We start from the raw sequence: 16,356 nt of genomic DNA on the forward strand, positions 1-16,356 counted from the left end.
CGCGTCCACGGGCGCATGCCGCCTTAGCTCAGTCGGCTAGAGCGTCTCACTCGTAATGAGAAGGTCGTCGGTTCGATTCCGACAGGCGGCTCCACGCAAGCCCCCCGGTAACTCGGGGGGCTTCGTCGATTCTGCGGCCAATGCGCTCACGACGGGTCCCCGTTCGCCTCGACGTTGGTACCCCCCTGGTACCCCCACTCGAGATTCAGGCGGTCGAGGCCCGCGCGATCAGCTGCCGTTCCGAGGAAGTGCAGGTACCGGTTCGTGGTGGCCGCCGACTCGTGCCCCATCCATGCCTGAACCGTCCCGAGGTCGACTCCTCGAGCGAGCCACAGGCAGGCCGCCGTGTGCCTCAGGTCGTGCAGACGTCGCCCGTGCCCGGTTATCTTCCAGTCGAGCGTGCGGATCACTGCCGTACGGTTCAAGAGTCCCTCCACGTCGCTGGGCTTCAGGTCGCTGCGGGTGTCGAGGCTGGCGCGAATGCGACTAGCGAGTGACTGCACCGTCGCGTCTCAGCCATAGACCACCTTCTCGAGTTGGACAGGGTCACCGTCGATAGTTACGGCGAGCGGGCCTTCAGGATCAATCCACTATCGCGTACCCAGGCCTCCCAAGCACTTCAGGAACGCGACGCTAGAGCAGCAAGGGCCCCTCGAGAGCCGTCCACAGGGTGCCGGCAACGATCCCGAGGGTCAGGCTTGCGGTGGCGGCGACACCGGCGGTGGCGGCAGCCCAGGCGTCCCCGCCCGTGCGGCGACGGGTCGCGGATTCATGGGTGGGGCGGGCGAAGACAGGACCGAACCAGCGGAGGTAGTAGAAGAGGCTGAGCAGGCTGTTGAGCATCACGAGCAGGGCCAGCCAGCTGTGTCCACCGTCCCAAGCGGCGGTGGCGGTGGTGAGCTTGCCGACGAACACGGCCGTCGGTGGGGTGCCCACTAGGCCGAGCAGTGCGACGAGCAGGGCGAGTGCGAGCCCGGGGCGTTCGTGGACCAGCCCACGGTAGGCGGTCAGGTCTCGGTGCTCGGGAAGGGCCGCGGTGACCGCGAAGGCAGCCACGTTGGTCAGGGCGTAGGCGGCGAGATAGAACAGCAGTGAGGGCAGGGCGAGGTCACTGCGGCCGGCGATCCACGAGTGCGCCCAGACGTGCACCGCCTGTGCCGACGCCTGCCTGAGTGAGGACACAGTCGCTGATCTCACCAAATGCATCCGCGCCAATCTCGATTGCGCGGACATCTGCACAACGACCGGCTCAGCGCTTTCGCGCCACACCGGTTACGACGCCAACGTCACGCGGGCTTTCCTCGAGGCGTGTGCGACAGCCTGCAAGTCGTGCGGTGACAGCTGTGAGGAGCATGCCTCGATGCATGAGCACTGCCGCGTCTGTGCCGAGGCGTGCCGGCGGTGCGAGCAGGCCTGCCGCGAGTTGATCACCTCGCTCACCTGACCGATTATCGGGCTGCGGGTCGCGCGCCACCCGTGATCCGGGCCGGCCGAGCTCGCCAAGGGCATGCCGCGCTCAGAGTTCGCGTTGCATGGCCTTGATCTCGGCCTTCTGGGCCTTGACGATGCTCTTGGCCGTTCTCTTGACTGCGTTGTCCTCGGTCGTGGTGAGAACTTGCTCTGCCATGGTTACGGCGCCTTGATGGTGCTTGATCATGAGGGTGAGCCACTGCTTGTCGAACTTGGCGCCAGTGGCCGACTCGAGTTTGGACATCTCATCCTGCGTCATCATCCCGGACCCGTGGTCCATGCCGGAAGAGCTTGGGGTGGGGGCGTCCCAGTCCTTGAGCCAACCTTCCATCATCTGGATTTCTGGGTCTTGGGCGTCCTTGATGTCCTTGGCGAAGTCATGGACTTGCCCTGATGCCTTGGCGGAAGGGTCGAGAGCGAGGTCGGCCATCGTGATCGCTTGCTCGTGGTGGGGGATCATCATCTGGGCGAACATGATGTCACCTTGCCGGCCATCCGCCGCCGTGGACGTGTCGCTGGTGCTCATCGGTGTCTTGTCATGGTCCATCCCGGACATGGATCCGTCCGAGCCGCTGGAGCAGGCAGCCAAGGTGCCTGCGGTGAGGGTTGTCGCGACCACGAGAGCAGCGCGCCGTGCAAGTCGGGTCATGGGGACTCCTTCGCCAAATGTTTTGCGGACACATCCACCCTCACGTCGCGAGATGATGATTCGACCCCGCTCTCGTTGAGGTTCGATGAAGGCCACCCGCTGATGCACAGGGACGGCGACGACGGGTCACTGAACCAACGTCTGGGTGGTAGTTCCTGCATCCTTGGTGCTGATCACCTGCCCTTCGACAGACGCGATGATCTCCACCTGCCCGTCACTGGTACGGCCCGCCCACAGCGCTTCGGCCACCCCGATGCTCCTGGGGTGAAGGGTCCAGGTTTGGCCGACGTCGCTGCTGATTGCGAGTCTTCCTGCGGCCGACGAGATCACGATGGTCTCCTCGTCGGCCCAGGCGGCGAGCACGGCCGTCTCTGGGGGATCGAGGGAGGCCCAGGTGGCGCCCTCGTCCTGGCTCATGAGCAGGCCGGCGCTGGTGGTGGCCAGCAACTTCCCGGACGTGGGAGAAGCGGCCAGTACCCGGGGTGGCGAAGGGATGTCCCGCGTGGTCCAGATCTTGGTGTCGCTGGTGTGTCGAAGCGTTCCGTCGAACCCGATGACCCCGTTCGGGCCGGTGGTCAGAGCGTGGAAGTCCGAGCGCCCGCCGAGTGAGGCGACTTGCCAAGTACGACCCGTGTCCTGCGACGTGATGAGACCTACTGGCTGGGGGAGGTCGGTGCCGGGCGCTGGGTGACCGGAGGCGTAGAGAGTGCCGTCGACGCCGATGGCGAAGCCCATCAGGTCGATGGCAGGACCCTTGCGGACGAGCTCGCCGTCGACCTGATGGAACAAGCCTTGGTGGGTGGCCACCAGCAGGTCGCCGGTACGTGGGTGACGAGCGACCCCATGAACATGAATCAGAGGGATAGCTTGCTCGGCCGCCTCGCCCGCTGCTGCGCTCGTCGATGACCCGACGCCGGTGGACTCCTCAGGTTTCCCGGTCTCCGATATGGAAGAACAGCCGGCCAACAGCGCCACTGCGATTACGGCAGCGACACCTCGGCCAGCACGTCGTCGGGACATCATGCCGTGTACTCCAGGGCGATCATCATGCCGGCCTCTGCGTGGTAGGTGTTGTGGCAGTGGATCATCCAGTCACCCTCGTTGTCGGCGTCGAGATCGATGGAAAATGACTGCATGGGGGCCACGAGGACAGTGTCCTTCCTGAGCCCGGACGGCAGGGCAAAGGTGTGGCCGTGCACGTGCAGCGGGTGAGTCATCATCGTCATGTTGGTGGCGTTGATCCGCAACCGTCGTCCGGCTTGGACGTTCAAGGGTTCGTTCTTGCCGAACGGGGCTCCGTTCATCCCCCACTCGTAGGGCTGCATCGACCCAGTGAGGGTGAGCTGCGTGGTCGCATCGGGTGTCCTGCTCGGCAGCTTGGCTGCCGGGGCGGGGCTCAGGTCAGAGCCGATGAGGATCCGTCCGGTCAGTTCTCGTGGGTTGGCGTCCTCGTCGGGTGCGGCCCCGCTTCCGGTACGGACCAGGGCCATGGCCTGACCGCCGCTGGTCTTGCCGACCGGCTTGGCCACCAAGGGAAAGACTCCGTCGTCGAGGGTGACAATTGCGTCGTAACGTTCGCCCATCCCGATGTAGAACGCGTCCGTCTCGGTCAGCTCGACCGGGAACCCATCGCTGTGCGTGATCGTCATCCGGTGTCCCCCGAGAGCGACGGTGAAGATGGTGTCGGAGGCGGCGTTGATGATTCTCAAGCGAACCTTCTGCCCGGGCTTGGCATTGAGCGTCTCGGGGTCCGCTGGCGGCCGTCCGTTGATGAGGAAGTACGGGTAGGCCACGTCTCCGGCGTCACCCCACGGCTCGGCCTCGTCCATGGCGCCCTGGTTCATCCCACCCATCTCGCCGTGGTCCATGCCACCCATGCCTCCGGATCGGGAGTCATTGGCCAAGAGCTTCTCCAGGACCTGCTTGGGCGTGGTGCCCGTTCCGTCGATCCAGTCATCGAGGACAAGGACCCACTCGGTGTCGTAGTCGCCTGGCTCGTTCGGGTCGTCGATGATCAACGGGGCGTACAGTCCCCGGTCGAGCTGGACGCCGACGTGGGGGTGGAAGAAGTACGTGCCCGGGTCGGGCGCGGTGAACTCGTAGACGTAGGGGGTCTCCGGCTTCACCGGGTCCTGCGTCATGCCGGGGACGCCATCGGCCGAGTTGCGCAGACGAATACCGTGCCAGTGGATGGTGGTCTCGTCCGGAAGTTGGTTGTCGAGGGTGACGCGCAGGAAATCGCCGGCGGTGGCCCGCACAAGTGGACCAGGCACGGTGTCGCCGTATCCCCAGGTCGAGACGGTGCGGCCCGCCAGATCGATGGTGATCGGCTTGGCGGTCAACATCTTGGTCACCACCGTCTGCCCAGGGTCAGGTGAGACAGGCGTCGGAGCGCCGAAGGTGCCCCTCGGCGCACGTGCACCCGATCCTTGGGTGGCGGCATAGGCTCCCAAGCCCGCTGCGCCAGCGGCACCGAGACCGCCGATCAGCAGGCCACGGCGAGTGATGGTGTTCATAATTTCCCTTCCAAACGTCGATGTACCGACGCACGTCAGCGGCCGTGAATGATCAGGTGACGTCGCTTCTCGTACTCATCGACGCTCAGGTCACCGCGGGCCAGTCCTTCGTCGAGAAGCGTCAGCGCGTTGGTTCGGGTAGTGCCTGTGGCGGTGCTTCTCTGGCCGGGAAACAGTGCGCGCACGGCGAGCACGACGATCACCCAGAAGGCGAGGATCCCTGCGGCCATGCCCAGCCACATCATGTCGCAGCCGTGGTTCCACATCATCAGAGACTCCTTCCTGAAGCCGACCTTCCGGCATGCATACATGCTCCGGCGCAAAGGTCATGGGTGGGTGATCGCCGCGTTGAGGTTTGACGAAGATCCTCATCGATTCACCGCTGACGTCGGCCGTGGTGCGGCCCTCGGGTGAGACTGTCTGTCGTGAGTACACGAAGCCCCGTCGAGCCGTTGGCGAAAGTGCTCATCATCGAGGACGAGAAGACGCTGGCGGAGATGATCGCCGCCTATCTCGCCCGCAGCGGGTATCAGACCGCCGTCGAGCACGACGGCGTCGCCGGAGTACACGCAGCACGAGAGCAGTCCCCAGACGTGGTGATCCTCGACCTGGGACTGCCCGGACTGGACGGCATCGAGGTCTGCCGCCAGATCCGCACCTTCAGCGACTGCTACGTCATCGTCGCAACCGCCCGGACGGACGAGATAGACACCCTGATCGGCCTGTCCGTGGGCGCCGACGACTACGTCACCAAACCCTTCAGCGTGCGCGAACTGGTGGCACGCGTGCAGACGGTCCTGCGTCGCCCACGGGGCGGGAACCCCGGCAACTCCACCGCTGCCGCAACCCCATGGGTATTCGGCGATCTTCAGGTGGACCCGCTCGGGCAGCAGGTCCACCTGATGGGGGAACCAGTTCCGCTGACACCTACCGAACGAGATCTGCTGATGACCTTGGCCCAACGGCCCTCGATGGCCTTCTCCCGCACGCAACTCATCGAGGAGGTCTGGGGGGGCGGCTGGGTCGGGGACGAGCACCTGGTCGACGTCCACATCGCTCACCTGCGACGCAAGCTCGGAGACAACCCCGATCTCGCTCGCTACATCACCACGGTGCGCGGCATCGGTTACCGGATGGGGCCTGGATGAACAAGCGCGTCAACAAGCTCTCCAAGGGTCTGGCACCTCGATTATTGGCGGGCCAGATCCTGGTACTCCTTGCGGGAGCACTGACAGCCGGGCTCGTCGCCGCCGTTATCGGTCCCCCGATCTTCCACGACCACCTCCTCCAAGCAGGGCACCAGGAGAACGCGCCCGAACTGGTCCACATCGAGATGGCCTTTCGGGACGCTTCGCTCATCGCCCTGGGCGTGAGCCTGCTCATCTCTCTGACTGGCGCGACTGCGGTGGCTTGGTTCCTCGCCCGACGACTGCGCCAACCGCTGGCGCAGATGACCTATGCCGCGCGCGAACTGAGCCGTGGCCATTACTCCACCCGCGTACCTCATGTCGGTGCGGGGACTGAGCTCGAGACCCTCGCCGGAGCATTCAACGTGATGGCGGCCCGCTTGGAAGGAGTCGAGGACACCCGACGGCGGATGCTTTCCGACCTCGCCCACGAACTTCGCACGCCGATCGCGACCTTGAGCGCCTACCACGAGGGACTGCACGACGGCGTAGTGACCCTGGGTGATGACTCTCGTCTCGCATTGACCGCCCAGACGGAACGGCTGGCGCGACTGGCCGAGGACATCAATGAGGTCTCCACGGCCGAAGAAGGACACCTCGCCCTCGACATCCAGCGCCACAAGGTGGCCGACTTGTTGCGGGCGGCCTACGGGGGCATGCGTGACAGCTACTCGGAGAAGGGCATCAACCTGGTCCTGGACGTTGACGAGGCGACAGGACTCGAGATCCTGGCCGATGCCGTCCGATTCGCCCAAGTCATGGCCAACCTCCTCACCAACGCACACCGGCACACCCCTGCAGGCGGAACAGTCACCCTGACGGCCACCCGTGAAGACGATGAGGCCATCATCACCGTCACCGACACCGGCGACGGCATGACCCCCGAGCAGGTACAGCACGCATTCGAACGCTTCTACCGCGGGGACTCGGCCCGCACCAACGACCAACGAGGATCTGGCATCGGCCTGACCATCAGCAAGGCCATCATCGACGCGCATCACGGAGGACTCACCGCATCCAGCCCCGGTCCGGGGAAGGGCTCGTGCTTCACAATCTCCCTGTCGCTTGGGCGCTGAGGAGCAAAGGCATCCTGGGAGCCAGTCCGTTGCCTATCGTCACCGCACGGCCCTGTGTGGCTCAGAACATGACGTCACTGAGCCGACGTCACTGAGCCGAGGGTAATGCGGTGACGATCGTCTACCGGTTCGCCACCGGACCTGACCGATCTTGTTCATTGCTAGAGACCAAACGCTCCGCCGGTGACGAGGATGACGATGCCGAGGCCGATGAGGACGATGGGGAACAGGATGTGTTCCCAGCGTTCGAGGATTTCAGCGATGGGTGGGCGGGTGGCGACGAATTTGGCGAGTGCGACCAAGACGGCGACCAGCGCGAGGAAGACGATGCAGTAGGCGACCACCGCTAGGGGGTCCACGCTGAGGAAGACGGGGGTGTAGACGCCGATGTTGTCTCCGCCGTTGGCGAAGGTGACACCTGCGACGGTCCACGCGCCGATCTTCTTGCCAGCGACCTTCGCGTCGTCGTCGTCATCGTCGCCGCGCCAGGCGTTCCATGCAGCCCAGAGCCCGAGGGCTAGAGGGATGAGCCCGAAGTAGGGAATGGCCCCGGAGGGCAGGAAGGCGCCTGCGCCAACGGTCACCAGCACTGCCGCGCCGAGAATGCCGGCGAACCCGAGGTACTGGCCGACCAGGATGCGGGTGGTGGTGCCGCGCTGGCCCGCGCCTCGAGCGAAGAAGAGTGACAGCACGATGATGTCGTCGATGTTGGTGGCCATGAACAGGCCGATGGCCTGGACTGTCGTGGTGAGCATCAGGCATCCACCTCTCCTGCGCAGCAGCCCGGGACCAAGCAGCCTGGATCGATGCATGGGGCGCTTTCGTCGACGGCCAGGGTGGCGTCGACCAGTGCCGCCAGTGCCTGTGCGAGATGTGAGTCGACGATTTCATAGCGCGTCCTGCGGCCCTCGTGCTCGGCAATGACGATGCCGCAGTCGCGCAGGCAGGCCAAGTGGTTGGACACGTTCGAGCGAGTCAGGTCCAGGTCCCGGGCCAGCTCTGCCGGGTAGGCCGGGCTGTCGAGCAGGGTCAGGAGGATCCGGGATCTGGTCGGATCGGCCAGCGCGCGGCCCAGACGATGCATCACGTCCAGTCGAGAAATAATGGTCAGCACCTAGTGAATAGTACAGCATCGGCTGAACCATTCCGCCCAAAGCGGAGGGGGAGCGCGCTGTGCGGTGTCGAATCGTCATGTTCAGGCGCGAGCCGTGCGTTCAACGCTGACATGTGGCGATTGACGAGTGTCATCGCACGCGGACGAAGCCCGATGAGATCCTTGTCTACGTGTGGCGCTACACCCTCCGGGATCTCCTCCCGAACGACGACCCCGAGGCGTGGGCACTTGCTCTAGCGGCCGAAGGGTGGCGGCTGTGGCCAAAGGGCACGGGCGTGCTCATCACGATCGACGGACGAGAGATGCGGCGCTACAGCCTGCGACGTTGGGCCGGCGACGGGCCGCCACCGGAGCCTGTCGAAGGCCAATAGGCGACATCAGTGGGCCACGCTCCTTCACATCAGAGGGGCACTTCCCAGTCGCTGATGAGTTTGGTTTGCAGCGGCTGGACGATCGCATCCCAGCCGCCGGTGAGCAGGAGTGCCCCAACGATGATCAGCAGGGTTGCGCCGGCGATCTGGATCCTGCGCTGATGACGAAGCAGCCAGTTCGAGACCGGAGCCCAGCGCTCGTAGGCCGCGGCGATGAGGACGAAGGGCAGTCCCAGCCCGAGGCAGTAGGCCACGGCCAGAACGACAGCTCGGGTGATCGATGCGTCGCCGGCGAGATTGAGCGCGAGGACCGCGGCGAGTGTCGGACCCATGCAGGGCGCCCAGCCCAGACCGAAGACGGCCCCGAGGACAGGGGCCCCGGCCAGGCCGGTGGCGGGCTTGATCGGCAGTCGGAAGGTCCGCTGCGACCCGGCGCCGACGAAGACAAGCGCCATGAGAATCACCACGACGCCACCGATGCGCATCAGCAGCTCTCGGTGCTCCACGAGCGCGCGGCCGGCGGTGGCCACGAACATCGAGGCAAGAACGAAAACGAGGGTGAAGCCGAGGATGAACAGCAGCGCGCCCAAGACCATCCTGCCGCGGCTGCGCCTCTCCAGTGCTACGTCGGACAGGCCGGTGACGTAGCCCAGATAGCCCGGTACGAGGGGCAGCACGCAGGGCGTGGCGAAGGAGACGAGCCCCGCGAGGATCGCGACGAGCACCGCGATCGGCAGAGCCCCACTGGCGACCTGGTCACTGAGCCCGGTCGTGAAGGAGACGATCATCGGCCCCCCTCGGCAAGGGTGTCCTCGATCAAGCCTCGGAGGGTCGACTGCGTGGTCGCTCCGAGGACAACCGCAGCGATACGACCCTGGCGGTCGAGGACAGCGGTGGAGGGCTGGGTGGTCATCTTGCCTTGCATGGCGATCGAGGTGATTCCGGACTTGTCGTAGATCGAGGGCCAGGTGAAGCCCCACGTCTTGGCTTGTGCTCTGCCGGTCGCCACGGAGGACTCTCGGAAGTTGATCCCGACGAGCTGCACGTCCTCCCCCTTCATCTCCTTGTTGAGCGCGACGAGGTGTGGGGCCTCTTTGGCGCAGGGTCCGCACCAGCTGGCCCAGACGTTGACGACGACGACCTGGCCACGGTGATCGGCGCTGTCCCACGTCTGGCCGTCAAGCGTTTCACCAGCCAGTTCAACCGGTTCGCCCCGCTGGGACTCGTCGAAGGCGGTCACGCTGCCGTCCCCGGATCGATAGCCGAGGTCTTGGTCATCCTCGGCGCCGGATGAGGAGCACGCGGCGAGAGCACCGGTGGCAGCGATGGCACCTGCCGCGGTGAGGAGACTTCGGCGGGATGGACGACGTGCGGTCATTCGGGTCTCATGCTCCTGAGGTTGTCGGCGCGTGTGCGTGGATGCGCGGCGAGGTATCGGGGTCGTCGTTCGTCAGAACCGAGGTGGTTGGAGGATGCCGCTCGGCCTCTCGGCGTGATGGCGATTCGGTCCACGGGTCAGTGATCACAGGATCGTGACCCAGTAGTTCCAGAACCTGATGGCGATGAGCACGATGATCACGAGGTACCAGGCGGTCAAGACCGCTGCGCGGTACTCGATGAGCACTGATACCACCCGGGGTACGTGCCGAGCCGTGGTGGCTCGCCAACGCTGGAGGTTGTGGATGGTGGTGTGCCAGAAGACGGCGATGGTCACGACCCACACGATCATGCAGTAGGGGCACAGGGCTCCGATGACGTACAGGCTCTGGAAGATCAGCCAGTGGATGAACACCACCGCGAGGCTCACCACGGCCTGGGTCGCCACCCACAACCATGCACGAAGGCTCGTGGCACTGACCAGGACTGCTCCGAGCATGGCGAGGGCTGCGAACCCGGTGACTCCGATGAGCGGGTTGGGGATACCGAAGGCGTCTGCCTGCGGGGTGACCATGACCGAGCCGCAGGACAGGATCGGGTTGATGCTGCACGAGGGGACGTAGTCCGGGTTCTTGAGCAGCTCGATCTTTTCCACGAGCAGCACGACGGCGCAGAGCAGCCCGATCAGGCCCCCGACGAGGTACAGCCAGCCCAGTCCACGCGCGTTGACCGCAGCCGCCGGAGTGACAGCGGTCGGGTCAGTCTTCGATTGCGGCATCAAGCTTGGTCTCGAAGTCGGCGATGGTGGTCGGCTCGATCTTTTTGCCGTCGAGGAAGAACGTGGGTGTGCCGGTGACGCCCAGTGTCTGGGCATCCTTCGTGCTCTGCTCGATGCGCTTCGCGGCGGCGGGGTCCTTCAGGCTGGCGCGGTACTGCTTCATGTCCAGCCCCAGCTCCTGGGCGTATCCCTCGAAGGTCTTCTCCTTGGACGACTCAGAGTGGCTCCACTCGGCCTGCGTCTCGAAGAGCTTGTCGTGCATCTCCTCGAACTTGTCCTGTTCACGGGCGGCCTCGGCAGCTAGTGCCGCGTTCATCGAGTTTCCGTGGAGGGGGAGGTAGCGCACCACGAAGGTCACGTCGTTGCCGTACTTCTCTCGCAGGTCCGTCATGACGGGGTGGGCTGCGCCGCACGCTTCGCACTCGAAGTCGAGGTACTCCACGAACACCGCCTTCTTGCCGGAGGTCAGGCGGGGGCTGTCATCGCGCACCAAGGGCGCGGACGCCCCGCTTCCGGACCCCGTAGGTGCCGCTTCTTCACCGGCCCGGCTGAACGTCACCGCAGCGACCAATGCCACCAGGACCGCCACGATCATGGCCATGGACAGTTTCAGGCTCTTGCTCATCGGGATCCAATCATCGAAGGGCGCTGCTGGCGCGCAGAGTAGTCATCGCTTCTGTCTTCAGGCTGGGAACGGCGCTGGCTGCGGATGGCTCGCAAACCATTGGCGATGACGATGACCTCGGCGACCTCATGGACCAGCACGACCGCAGCCAGACCCAGCACGCCGAACAGAGCGAGCGGGAAGAGGACCGCGATCAGGGCAACGGACAGGACGACGTTCTGGGTCATGATCGCTCGTCCGCGGCGGGCATGTGCGAGGGCCTGCGGCAGCAGCCGGAGGTCGTGGCCAGTGAAGGCAACGTCCGCGGACTCAACCGCGGCGGCGGAACCGCCGGCACCCATCGCGATACCGACGGTGGCAGTCGCCAGTGCGGGCGCGTCGTTGATGCCATCGCCGATCATCGCCGTCGGGGCCGTAGCCATCGAGGCGCGGATGTGGTCGGCCTTGTCCTGGGGCAGGGACTCCGCGTGAACCTGTCGGATGCCGGCTTCACCGGCGATGGCCTGCGCGGTGCGTGTGTTGTCACCGGTGAGCATCACGGTGGACACGCCCTGCCGGTGCAGGGCGGCGATGGCCTGGGCTGCCTCGGGGCGCAGCTCGTCGCGGATGCCGATCACGCCGCACGCTTGATCGTCGACCTCGACCACCATCAGGCTCATGCCTTGGCCGGCCATGGTGTCGGCCTGCTCGCTCAGATCGTTCGGGGCGACCCAGCGAGGGCTGCCCACGCGTACCCGGTGTCCGTCCACCAACCCGGTGACGCCGTGTCCGGCGTGCTCGTGGACATCGCTCGCCGCCGGATGATCTGGTGAGGCAGCGACCACCGCCGCCGCCAGGGGATGGGTGCTGGTGGCCTCCACTGCTGCTGCCAAGGAGAGCACCTCAGCGTCGGTGTGGCCCTTGGCCGCGTGAGTGGCCACCACCCGGGGCTCGTTGCGAGTCAGGGTGCCTGTCTTGTCGAAGGCGACCGTGCGGATGGTCCCCAGCTGCTCGAAGGCTGCTCCGGACTTGATGATCACCCCGAACTTGCTGGCCGAGCCGATCGCTGAGATCACCGTGACCGGGACCGCGATCGCCAAGGCGCAGGGTGAGGCCGCGACCAGCACCACCAGCGCACGCTCGATCCACGTCTGTGGGTCGCCCACGACGAACCCGTACGCCGCGATCGCAGTAGCGGCCAGCAGCACCAACGGGACGAGTGGTCGGGCGATGCGGTCAGCCAGGCGCGCACGCTCGCCCTTGTCCGCGTGAGCCTGCTCGACGAGCTCGACCATCTGGGTCAGGGAGTTGTCGCGCCCGTCGGCGACTGCTGTGATGCGCAACGTGCCCGACGTGTTGACCGATCCGGCCGCGATCTCGTCGCCGGGTGCGACCTCGACGGGGATCGACTCCCCGGTGATCGCAGAGGTGTCCATCCACGAGTGGCCTACCTCGACGACGCCGTCCGTGCTGACTCGGTCGCCAGCGCCGACGAGGAGGACATCGCCGCGCCGGACCTGCTCGGCGGGGATCCGCTCGTCCGTTTCTGCTCGTGACACGAGGGCGGTCTCCGGGATCAGGGACAACAACGCCCGCAGCCCGTGACGGGCCCGGTCCATAGCGCGGTCCTCAAGTGCCTCGGCAATCGAGAACAGGAAGGCCAAAGCAGCAGCCTCACCCACGTGCCCTAGAAGCACAGCGCCGGTGCCGGCGATCGTCATCAACAGGCCCACACCCAGCCGGCCACTCCCCCGCCCCGTGACCAGGCGGCGCACCGCGCTCGGGGCGAACGTCCAGGCCCCGGCCGCCACACCGACCGCGTAGATGACCACGGCGGGGACCTCGGCGCCGGCGAACTCCAGGAGCAAGCCACTCAGCCAGAAAACGCCCGCGATGGCCGGCAGGGCCAGGCCTCGGTCGCGCCACCACGGCACCAGGTCATCGGGTGCCGTCTCGTCAGAGTCTCCACAGCATGCATCGCTCATCGCGCAACCTCATTCGTCTCTTCGAGGATGAGTGGAGGCGTGGCCCCGCAGCACAGCGGTACATCGCAGTCCGCATCCATGCAGGGGACGCCGTCGTCGACCGCCAAGACCACGTCCATCAAGGTCTCCAACGCCCGAGTCAGATGCGCGTCGGCGATCTCGTACCGGGTGCGACGTCCCTCCGGTGCGGTGGTCACGATCCCGCAGCCGCGCAGACAGGCCAGATGATTCGAGACGTTCGTGCGGCTCAGTCCTAGATCCTTAGCCAACTGCGCTGGATAACTCGCGTCCTGCAACAACGACACCAAGATCCGCGCTCGAGTCGGATCCGCCATCGCTCTACCCAAACGATTGAGCACGTCCAGTCGAGCGGCACTAGTCAGCATCCAGTGACCATACATTGACGACTGACCTGTATGCCAGCCGGGGTACTGGGCGCCAATTGATCGCTCCGCGACGGTAGCATCGCTCTATGACGATCAATAGCCAGCATGAAGATCCAGTCGCGATGGAGGTGTCTGACGCCTGCGCTGCCTTGTTCCATGCCTTGGCCGAGCCGACGCGCCTGGCGCTCCTGAAGCACCTCTCCAGTGGGGAGCATCGGGTCCGCGACTTGGTCGACCACATGCACCTTGCTCAGTCGACGGTGAGCAAGCACTTGGCGTGCCTGCGGGACTGTGGGCTGGTGAGGGTGCGGACCGAGGGCCGCGCGTCGTGGTTCTCGTTAACCGATTCGTCCCGACTGTGTGCCCTGTTCGAAAGCGCGGATGCGCTACTGGCAGCGTCGGGCGCGTCGTTGTCCCTGCGCGAGCACCGTGACCACGACCAACTTACGACCGAGGAGGTCTGATGGGATCCGACCACCACCACCGCCCGACACATGGGCAAGCGGGCAGTGGCTTGCGCAACCGCCTTCTGATTGCCTTTGGCATCACCTCGTTCATCGTCATCGCGCAGGCGATCGGAAGCGTCATCACCGGCAGCCTGGCGCTGCTGACGGACACTGCCCACGCTCTATCGGACTCCACCGGCCTGCTGGTCGCGGTTATCGCAGCCACCATGATGCTGCGGCCCCCCAGCAGCCAGCGCACGTGGGGTTTTGCGCGCATCGAGATCGTCGCTGCACTGGGCCAAGCGGCGTTGCTGCTGCTGGTGGGTTCTTACGCGGCCATCGAAGGGGTCCGCCGACTGGTTGAGCCCACGCAGGTCCAAGCCAGGGAACTGCTGCTCTTCGGCATCATCGGACTTATAGCCAACATCGGCGCGATGGCGGTCCTGTCCTCCAGTCGCGACGCGAACTTCAACATGCGCGCGGCATTCCTCGAAGTGCTCAACGACGCCTTGGGGTCCCTCGGGGTGATCGTGGCCGCCATCGTGATCGCCACCACAGGGTTCCAACGAGCGGACACCATCGCCGGGCTGTTCATCGCGGCCCTAATCCTCCCCCGCGCATACAAGCTCTTGCGCGAGACCGTGCGGGTGCTGATGGAGTTCACCCCGAAGGACGTCGACCTGGACGCCGTGCGGACACACATCCTTGAGCTGGAGCATGTTCGCGAGGTCCACGACCTGCACGCCTCCACGATCGGCACTGGCCTGCCCGTCATCTCCGCGCACGTCGTGATAGATGACGAGTGCTTCGAATCGGGCCACGCACCACAGATTCTGGAGCAGCTCATTTCGTGTGTGAAGGAGCACTTTCCCGTTTCCTTCGAGCATGCCACCATCCAGCTGGAGACGACCGCAGTACGAGAGCGAGCATGCACCTCGGTTCAACACACGTAGAGCGAACCACCACCCTTCGGGGGGTGAATTGGAACCCTTCGCACTCTTGTAGTTCGTCCGACGACGCGGCGTCACCAGAACCCGCCCTCCAGCACCTGGTGTGATGACTTTCCCTACTGACTCAAGGCGGGCCTTCGGCCCGCGCGCACGCCTCCGGCGCGCGCTCCGGTAGGGACCCCCGCGCTCCGGGCTCGTTCCTCGCCCTACGCGCACCCCCACCTACGCACGCTTGTCGGCGGCGCAGGTGGGGGCTGTCACTCTCGTCCGATCCATCTCCCCGGCGGGCGACGATCCGACCTCTTCGAGAACTGGTCAAGGCCCAGCTCGGTTGCATGGTCCAGGTATGTCCTCCCGAACATGCGGTGGGCAGCATCGCGAAGAAGGGACCTTGACCGAACCTCTACGAGCTCTTCTCTGCTCCGCTATCGGGGCGATGGACCTCCGCGGGAGTTGGTACCCCCGTGGTACCCCCTCAGCGCACAACGGGGTGTAGAACTCACGAAACGCACCGACTGCACTGCCCGCAATCGGGCCGCACTGCGCACCCTTCGTGCTCGTAATGAGAAGGTCGTCGGTTCGATTCCGACAGGCGGCTCCACACGAAACCCTCGAGAAATCGGGGGTTTTCGTCATTTCCGGGGCCAGACACAGCCCTGCTGCGAGCCCGGCGTCGTTGGTGCCACCTGGTCCCCCTTCTCCGGGCAACCGAGTGACATCAACGACGCCAGGCGACGCCGGGACCCGCGGCGAAGGGGTCAGCGGGTCTCCCACATCTGCCGGGCGTGCCCGATCTCCTCGCGGATCGCCGCCATGATCGCGTCGGTGACCTCTCTGGCCGCGGCGTCGTCGGTCCGCCCCGCCCACGCCGACAGGTCGACCGGATCACCCACGGACAGGCAGGCGGTGTGCCGGTGCCACAGGTGCCGGTGGCCCTGCTGCGGCCCCCACGTCCCGACCGGGACGACCGGGGCCTCGGGGTGACGCAGGGCGAGCCGCGCAGCCCCGGTGCGTGCCGGGCCGGGCATCTTGTCGGGCTCGGTCGTGAGGCGCCCCTCGGGGTAGAGCGCGACGAGCTGCCCCTGGACGAGCCGGTCGGAGGCCGCGTCGAGCGCTCCGGCCGCGGACGCCGAGCCGCGTGCGACGGGGATCTGGCCGGTGGCCCGGGCGAGGGCACCGACGACCGGCCAGCCGAAGACCTCCTGCATCGCCAGGAAGTGCGGGAAGCGCCGGTGCCCGATCGCCACCCGCGCCACGGCCAGCGGGTCGGACATCGTCAGGTGGTTGGCCACGAGGATCACCGGCCCCCTGCGCGGCACGGCCCCCGCGGTGCGGAAGCGCACCCGGTGGGCCAGCTTCGCCACCGCCCAGACCAGCGCGAAGCCGGTGGCGTTCTTCAGGAGCTGCCGTGGAGTGGTCACCTCCGCATTGTGGGCCCCACCCCGCA

Annotated in this window: 19 protein-coding genes, 1 tRNA gene and 1 pseudogene; 6 read left to right on the plus strand and 15 right to left on the minus strand. The window is 65.9% G+C overall.

Annotation, left to right across the window (positions count from 1 at the left end):
- The first annotated feature begins 17 nt into the window (after window positions 1–17).
- Window positions 18–94, plus strand: a tRNA-Thr gene (locus tag ACQBJO_RS13735).
- A 52-nt stretch (window positions 95–146) separates the two neighbouring features.
- Here the strand turns inward: ACQBJO_RS13735 and ACQBJO_RS13740 are convergent.
- Window positions 147–410, minus strand: coding sequence for a tyrosine-type recombinase/integrase (locus ACQBJO_RS13740; protein ID WP_421008748.1), 264 nt, complete (start codon window positions 408–410; stop codon window positions 147–149).
- Between the two features lie 223 nt (window positions 411–633).
- Window positions 634–1,233 (minus strand): proton-conducting transporter membrane subunit, encoded by a 600-nt coding sequence (locus tag ACQBJO_RS13745; protein ID WP_421008809.1) that lies wholly within the window; start codon window positions 1,231–1,233, stop codon window positions 634–636.
- On the opposite strand from ACQBJO_RS13745, the pseudogene ACQBJO_RS13750 reads away from it, so the two are divergent.
- A pseudogene (locus tag ACQBJO_RS13750) lies at window positions 1,121–1,444 on the plus strand (four-helix bundle copper-binding protein); the annotation flags it as partial. The gene ACQBJO_RS13745 and the pseudogene ACQBJO_RS13750 overlap by 113 nt on opposite strands.
- Before the next feature lie 72 nt (window positions 1,445–1,516).
- Here ACQBJO_RS13750 and ACQBJO_RS13755 read toward each other — a convergent pair.
- The 4 genes from ACQBJO_RS13755 to ACQBJO_RS13770 all read right to left on the minus strand — a co-directional run bounded on the left by ACQBJO_RS13755 (window position 1,517) and on the right by ACQBJO_RS13770 (window position 4,904).
- On the minus strand, window positions 1,517–2,119 hold the full coding sequence (locus ACQBJO_RS13755) for a DUF305 domain-containing protein (protein ID WP_421008749.1): 603 nt from the start codon (window positions 2,117–2,119) through the stop codon (window positions 1,517–1,519).
- A 126-nt stretch (window positions 2,120–2,245) separates the two neighbouring features.
- Complete coding sequence (locus ACQBJO_RS13760) at window positions 2,246–3,094, minus strand: F510_1955 family glycosylhydrolase (RefSeq protein WP_421008750.1); 849 nt, start codon at window positions 3,092–3,094, stop codon at window positions 2,246–2,248.
- A gap of 44 nt (window positions 3,095–3,138) precedes the next feature.
- The gene (locus tag ACQBJO_RS13765; protein ID WP_421008751.1) at window positions 3,139–4,635 is read right to left on the minus strand and encodes a multicopper oxidase family protein; all 1,497 of its coding nucleotides are present in this window, start codon (window positions 4,633–4,635) and stop codon (window positions 3,139–3,141) included.
- Window positions 4,636–4,670: 35 nt separating this feature from the next.
- Window positions 4,671–4,904: an SHOCT domain-containing protein gene (locus ACQBJO_RS13770; RefSeq protein WP_421008752.1), complete on the minus strand. Its 234-nt coding sequence runs from the start codon at window positions 4,902–4,904 to the stop codon at window positions 4,671–4,673.
- A 183-nt stretch (window positions 4,905–5,087) separates the two neighbouring features.
- On the opposite strand from ACQBJO_RS13770, the gene ACQBJO_RS13775 reads away from it, so the two are divergent.
- Complete coding sequence (locus tag ACQBJO_RS13775; RefSeq protein ID WP_421008810.1) at window positions 5,088–5,783, plus strand: response regulator; 696 nt, start codon at window positions 5,088–5,090, stop codon at window positions 5,781–5,783.
- Window positions 5,780–6,898 (plus strand): sensor histidine kinase, encoded by a 1,119-nt coding sequence (locus ACQBJO_RS13780; RefSeq protein ID WP_421008753.1) that lies wholly within the window; start codon window positions 5,780–5,782, stop codon window positions 6,896–6,898. Before ACQBJO_RS13775 ends, ACQBJO_RS13780 begins: the two co-directional genes overlap by 4 nt.
- Before the next feature lie 161 nt (window positions 6,899–7,059).
- On the opposite strand, the gene ACQBJO_RS13785 is transcribed toward ACQBJO_RS13780, so the two are convergent.
- The 8 genes from ACQBJO_RS13785 to cmtR (ACQBJO_RS13820) all read right to left on the minus strand — a co-directional run bounded on the left by ACQBJO_RS13785 (window position 7,060) and on the right by cmtR (ACQBJO_RS13820) (window position 13,513).
- Window positions 7,060–7,653 (minus strand): cadmium resistance transporter, encoded by a 594-nt coding sequence (locus tag ACQBJO_RS13785; RefSeq protein ID WP_421008754.1) that lies wholly within the window; start codon window positions 7,651–7,653, stop codon window positions 7,060–7,062.
- Window positions 7,653–8,012 (minus strand): Cd(II)/Pb(II)-sensing metalloregulatory transcriptional regulator CmtR, encoded by a 360-nt coding sequence (gene cmtR / locus ACQBJO_RS13790; protein WP_421008755.1) that lies wholly within the window; start codon window positions 8,010–8,012, stop codon window positions 7,653–7,655. The genes ACQBJO_RS13785 and cmtR (ACQBJO_RS13790) overlap by 1 nt, the downstream gene beginning before the upstream one ends.
- Window positions 8,013–8,412: 400 nt before the next feature.
- Window positions 8,413–9,171 (minus strand): cytochrome c biogenesis CcdA family protein, encoded by a 759-nt coding sequence (locus ACQBJO_RS13795; protein WP_421008756.1) that lies wholly within the window; start codon window positions 9,169–9,171, stop codon window positions 8,413–8,415.
- The gene (locus ACQBJO_RS13800) at window positions 9,168–9,623 is read right to left on the minus strand and encodes a TlpA disulfide reductase family protein (protein ID WP_421008757.1); all 456 of its coding nucleotides are present in this window, start codon (window positions 9,621–9,623) and stop codon (window positions 9,168–9,170) included. Before ACQBJO_RS13800 ends, ACQBJO_RS13795 begins: the two co-directional genes overlap by 4 nt.
- Window positions 9,624–9,905: 282 nt before the next feature.
- On the minus strand, window positions 9,906–10,538 hold the full coding sequence (locus tag ACQBJO_RS13805; RefSeq protein WP_421008758.1) for a vitamin K epoxide reductase family protein: 633 nt from the start codon (window positions 10,536–10,538) through the stop codon (window positions 9,906–9,908).
- Window positions 10,519–11,163 (minus strand): DsbA family protein, encoded by a 645-nt coding sequence (locus ACQBJO_RS13810; protein WP_421008759.1) that lies wholly within the window; start codon window positions 11,161–11,163, stop codon window positions 10,519–10,521. The genes ACQBJO_RS13805 and ACQBJO_RS13810 overlap by 20 nt, the downstream gene beginning before the upstream one ends.
- Window positions 11,160–13,127: a heavy metal translocating P-type ATPase gene (locus tag ACQBJO_RS13815; RefSeq protein WP_421008760.1), complete on the minus strand. Its 1,968-nt coding sequence runs from the start codon at window positions 13,125–13,127 to the stop codon at window positions 11,160–11,162. Before ACQBJO_RS13815 ends, ACQBJO_RS13810 begins: the two co-directional genes overlap by 4 nt.
- A complete protein-coding gene (gene cmtR / locus ACQBJO_RS13820; protein ID WP_055994351.1) occupies window positions 13,124–13,513 on the minus strand; it encodes a Cd(II)/Pb(II)-sensing metalloregulatory transcriptional regulator CmtR in 390 nt (129 codons plus the stop codon). The genes ACQBJO_RS13815 and cmtR (ACQBJO_RS13820) overlap by 4 nt, the downstream gene beginning before the upstream one ends.
- Window positions 13,514–13,599: 86 nt before the next feature.
- On the opposite strand from cmtR (ACQBJO_RS13820), the gene ACQBJO_RS13825 reads away from it, so the two are divergent.
- A complete protein-coding gene (locus ACQBJO_RS13825; protein ID WP_055992843.1) occupies window positions 13,600–13,977 on the plus strand; it encodes an ArsR/SmtB family transcription factor in 378 nt (125 codons plus the stop codon).
- Window positions 13,977–14,912 carry a cation diffusion facilitator family transporter gene (locus ACQBJO_RS13830; RefSeq protein WP_055992840.1) on the plus strand — a complete coding sequence of 312 codons (936 nt, stop codon included), beginning with the start codon at window positions 13,977–13,979 and terminating at the stop codon, window positions 14,910–14,912. The genes ACQBJO_RS13825 and ACQBJO_RS13830 overlap by 1 nt, the downstream gene beginning before the upstream one ends.
- Before the next feature lie 755 nt (window positions 14,913–15,667).
- Here the strand turns inward: ACQBJO_RS13830 and ACQBJO_RS13835 are convergent.
- The gene (locus ACQBJO_RS13835; RefSeq protein WP_421008761.1) at window positions 15,668–16,330 is read right to left on the minus strand and encodes a lysophospholipid acyltransferase family protein; all 663 of its coding nucleotides are present in this window, start codon (window positions 16,328–16,330) and stop codon (window positions 15,668–15,670) included.
- Window positions 16,331–16,356 lie beyond the last annotated feature (26 nt).

This window comes from Janibacter zhangyanbonis (genome assembly GCF_050507325.1).
Taxonomy (GTDB): Bacteria; Actinomycetota; Actinomycetes; order Actinomycetales; family Dermatophilaceae; genus Janibacter.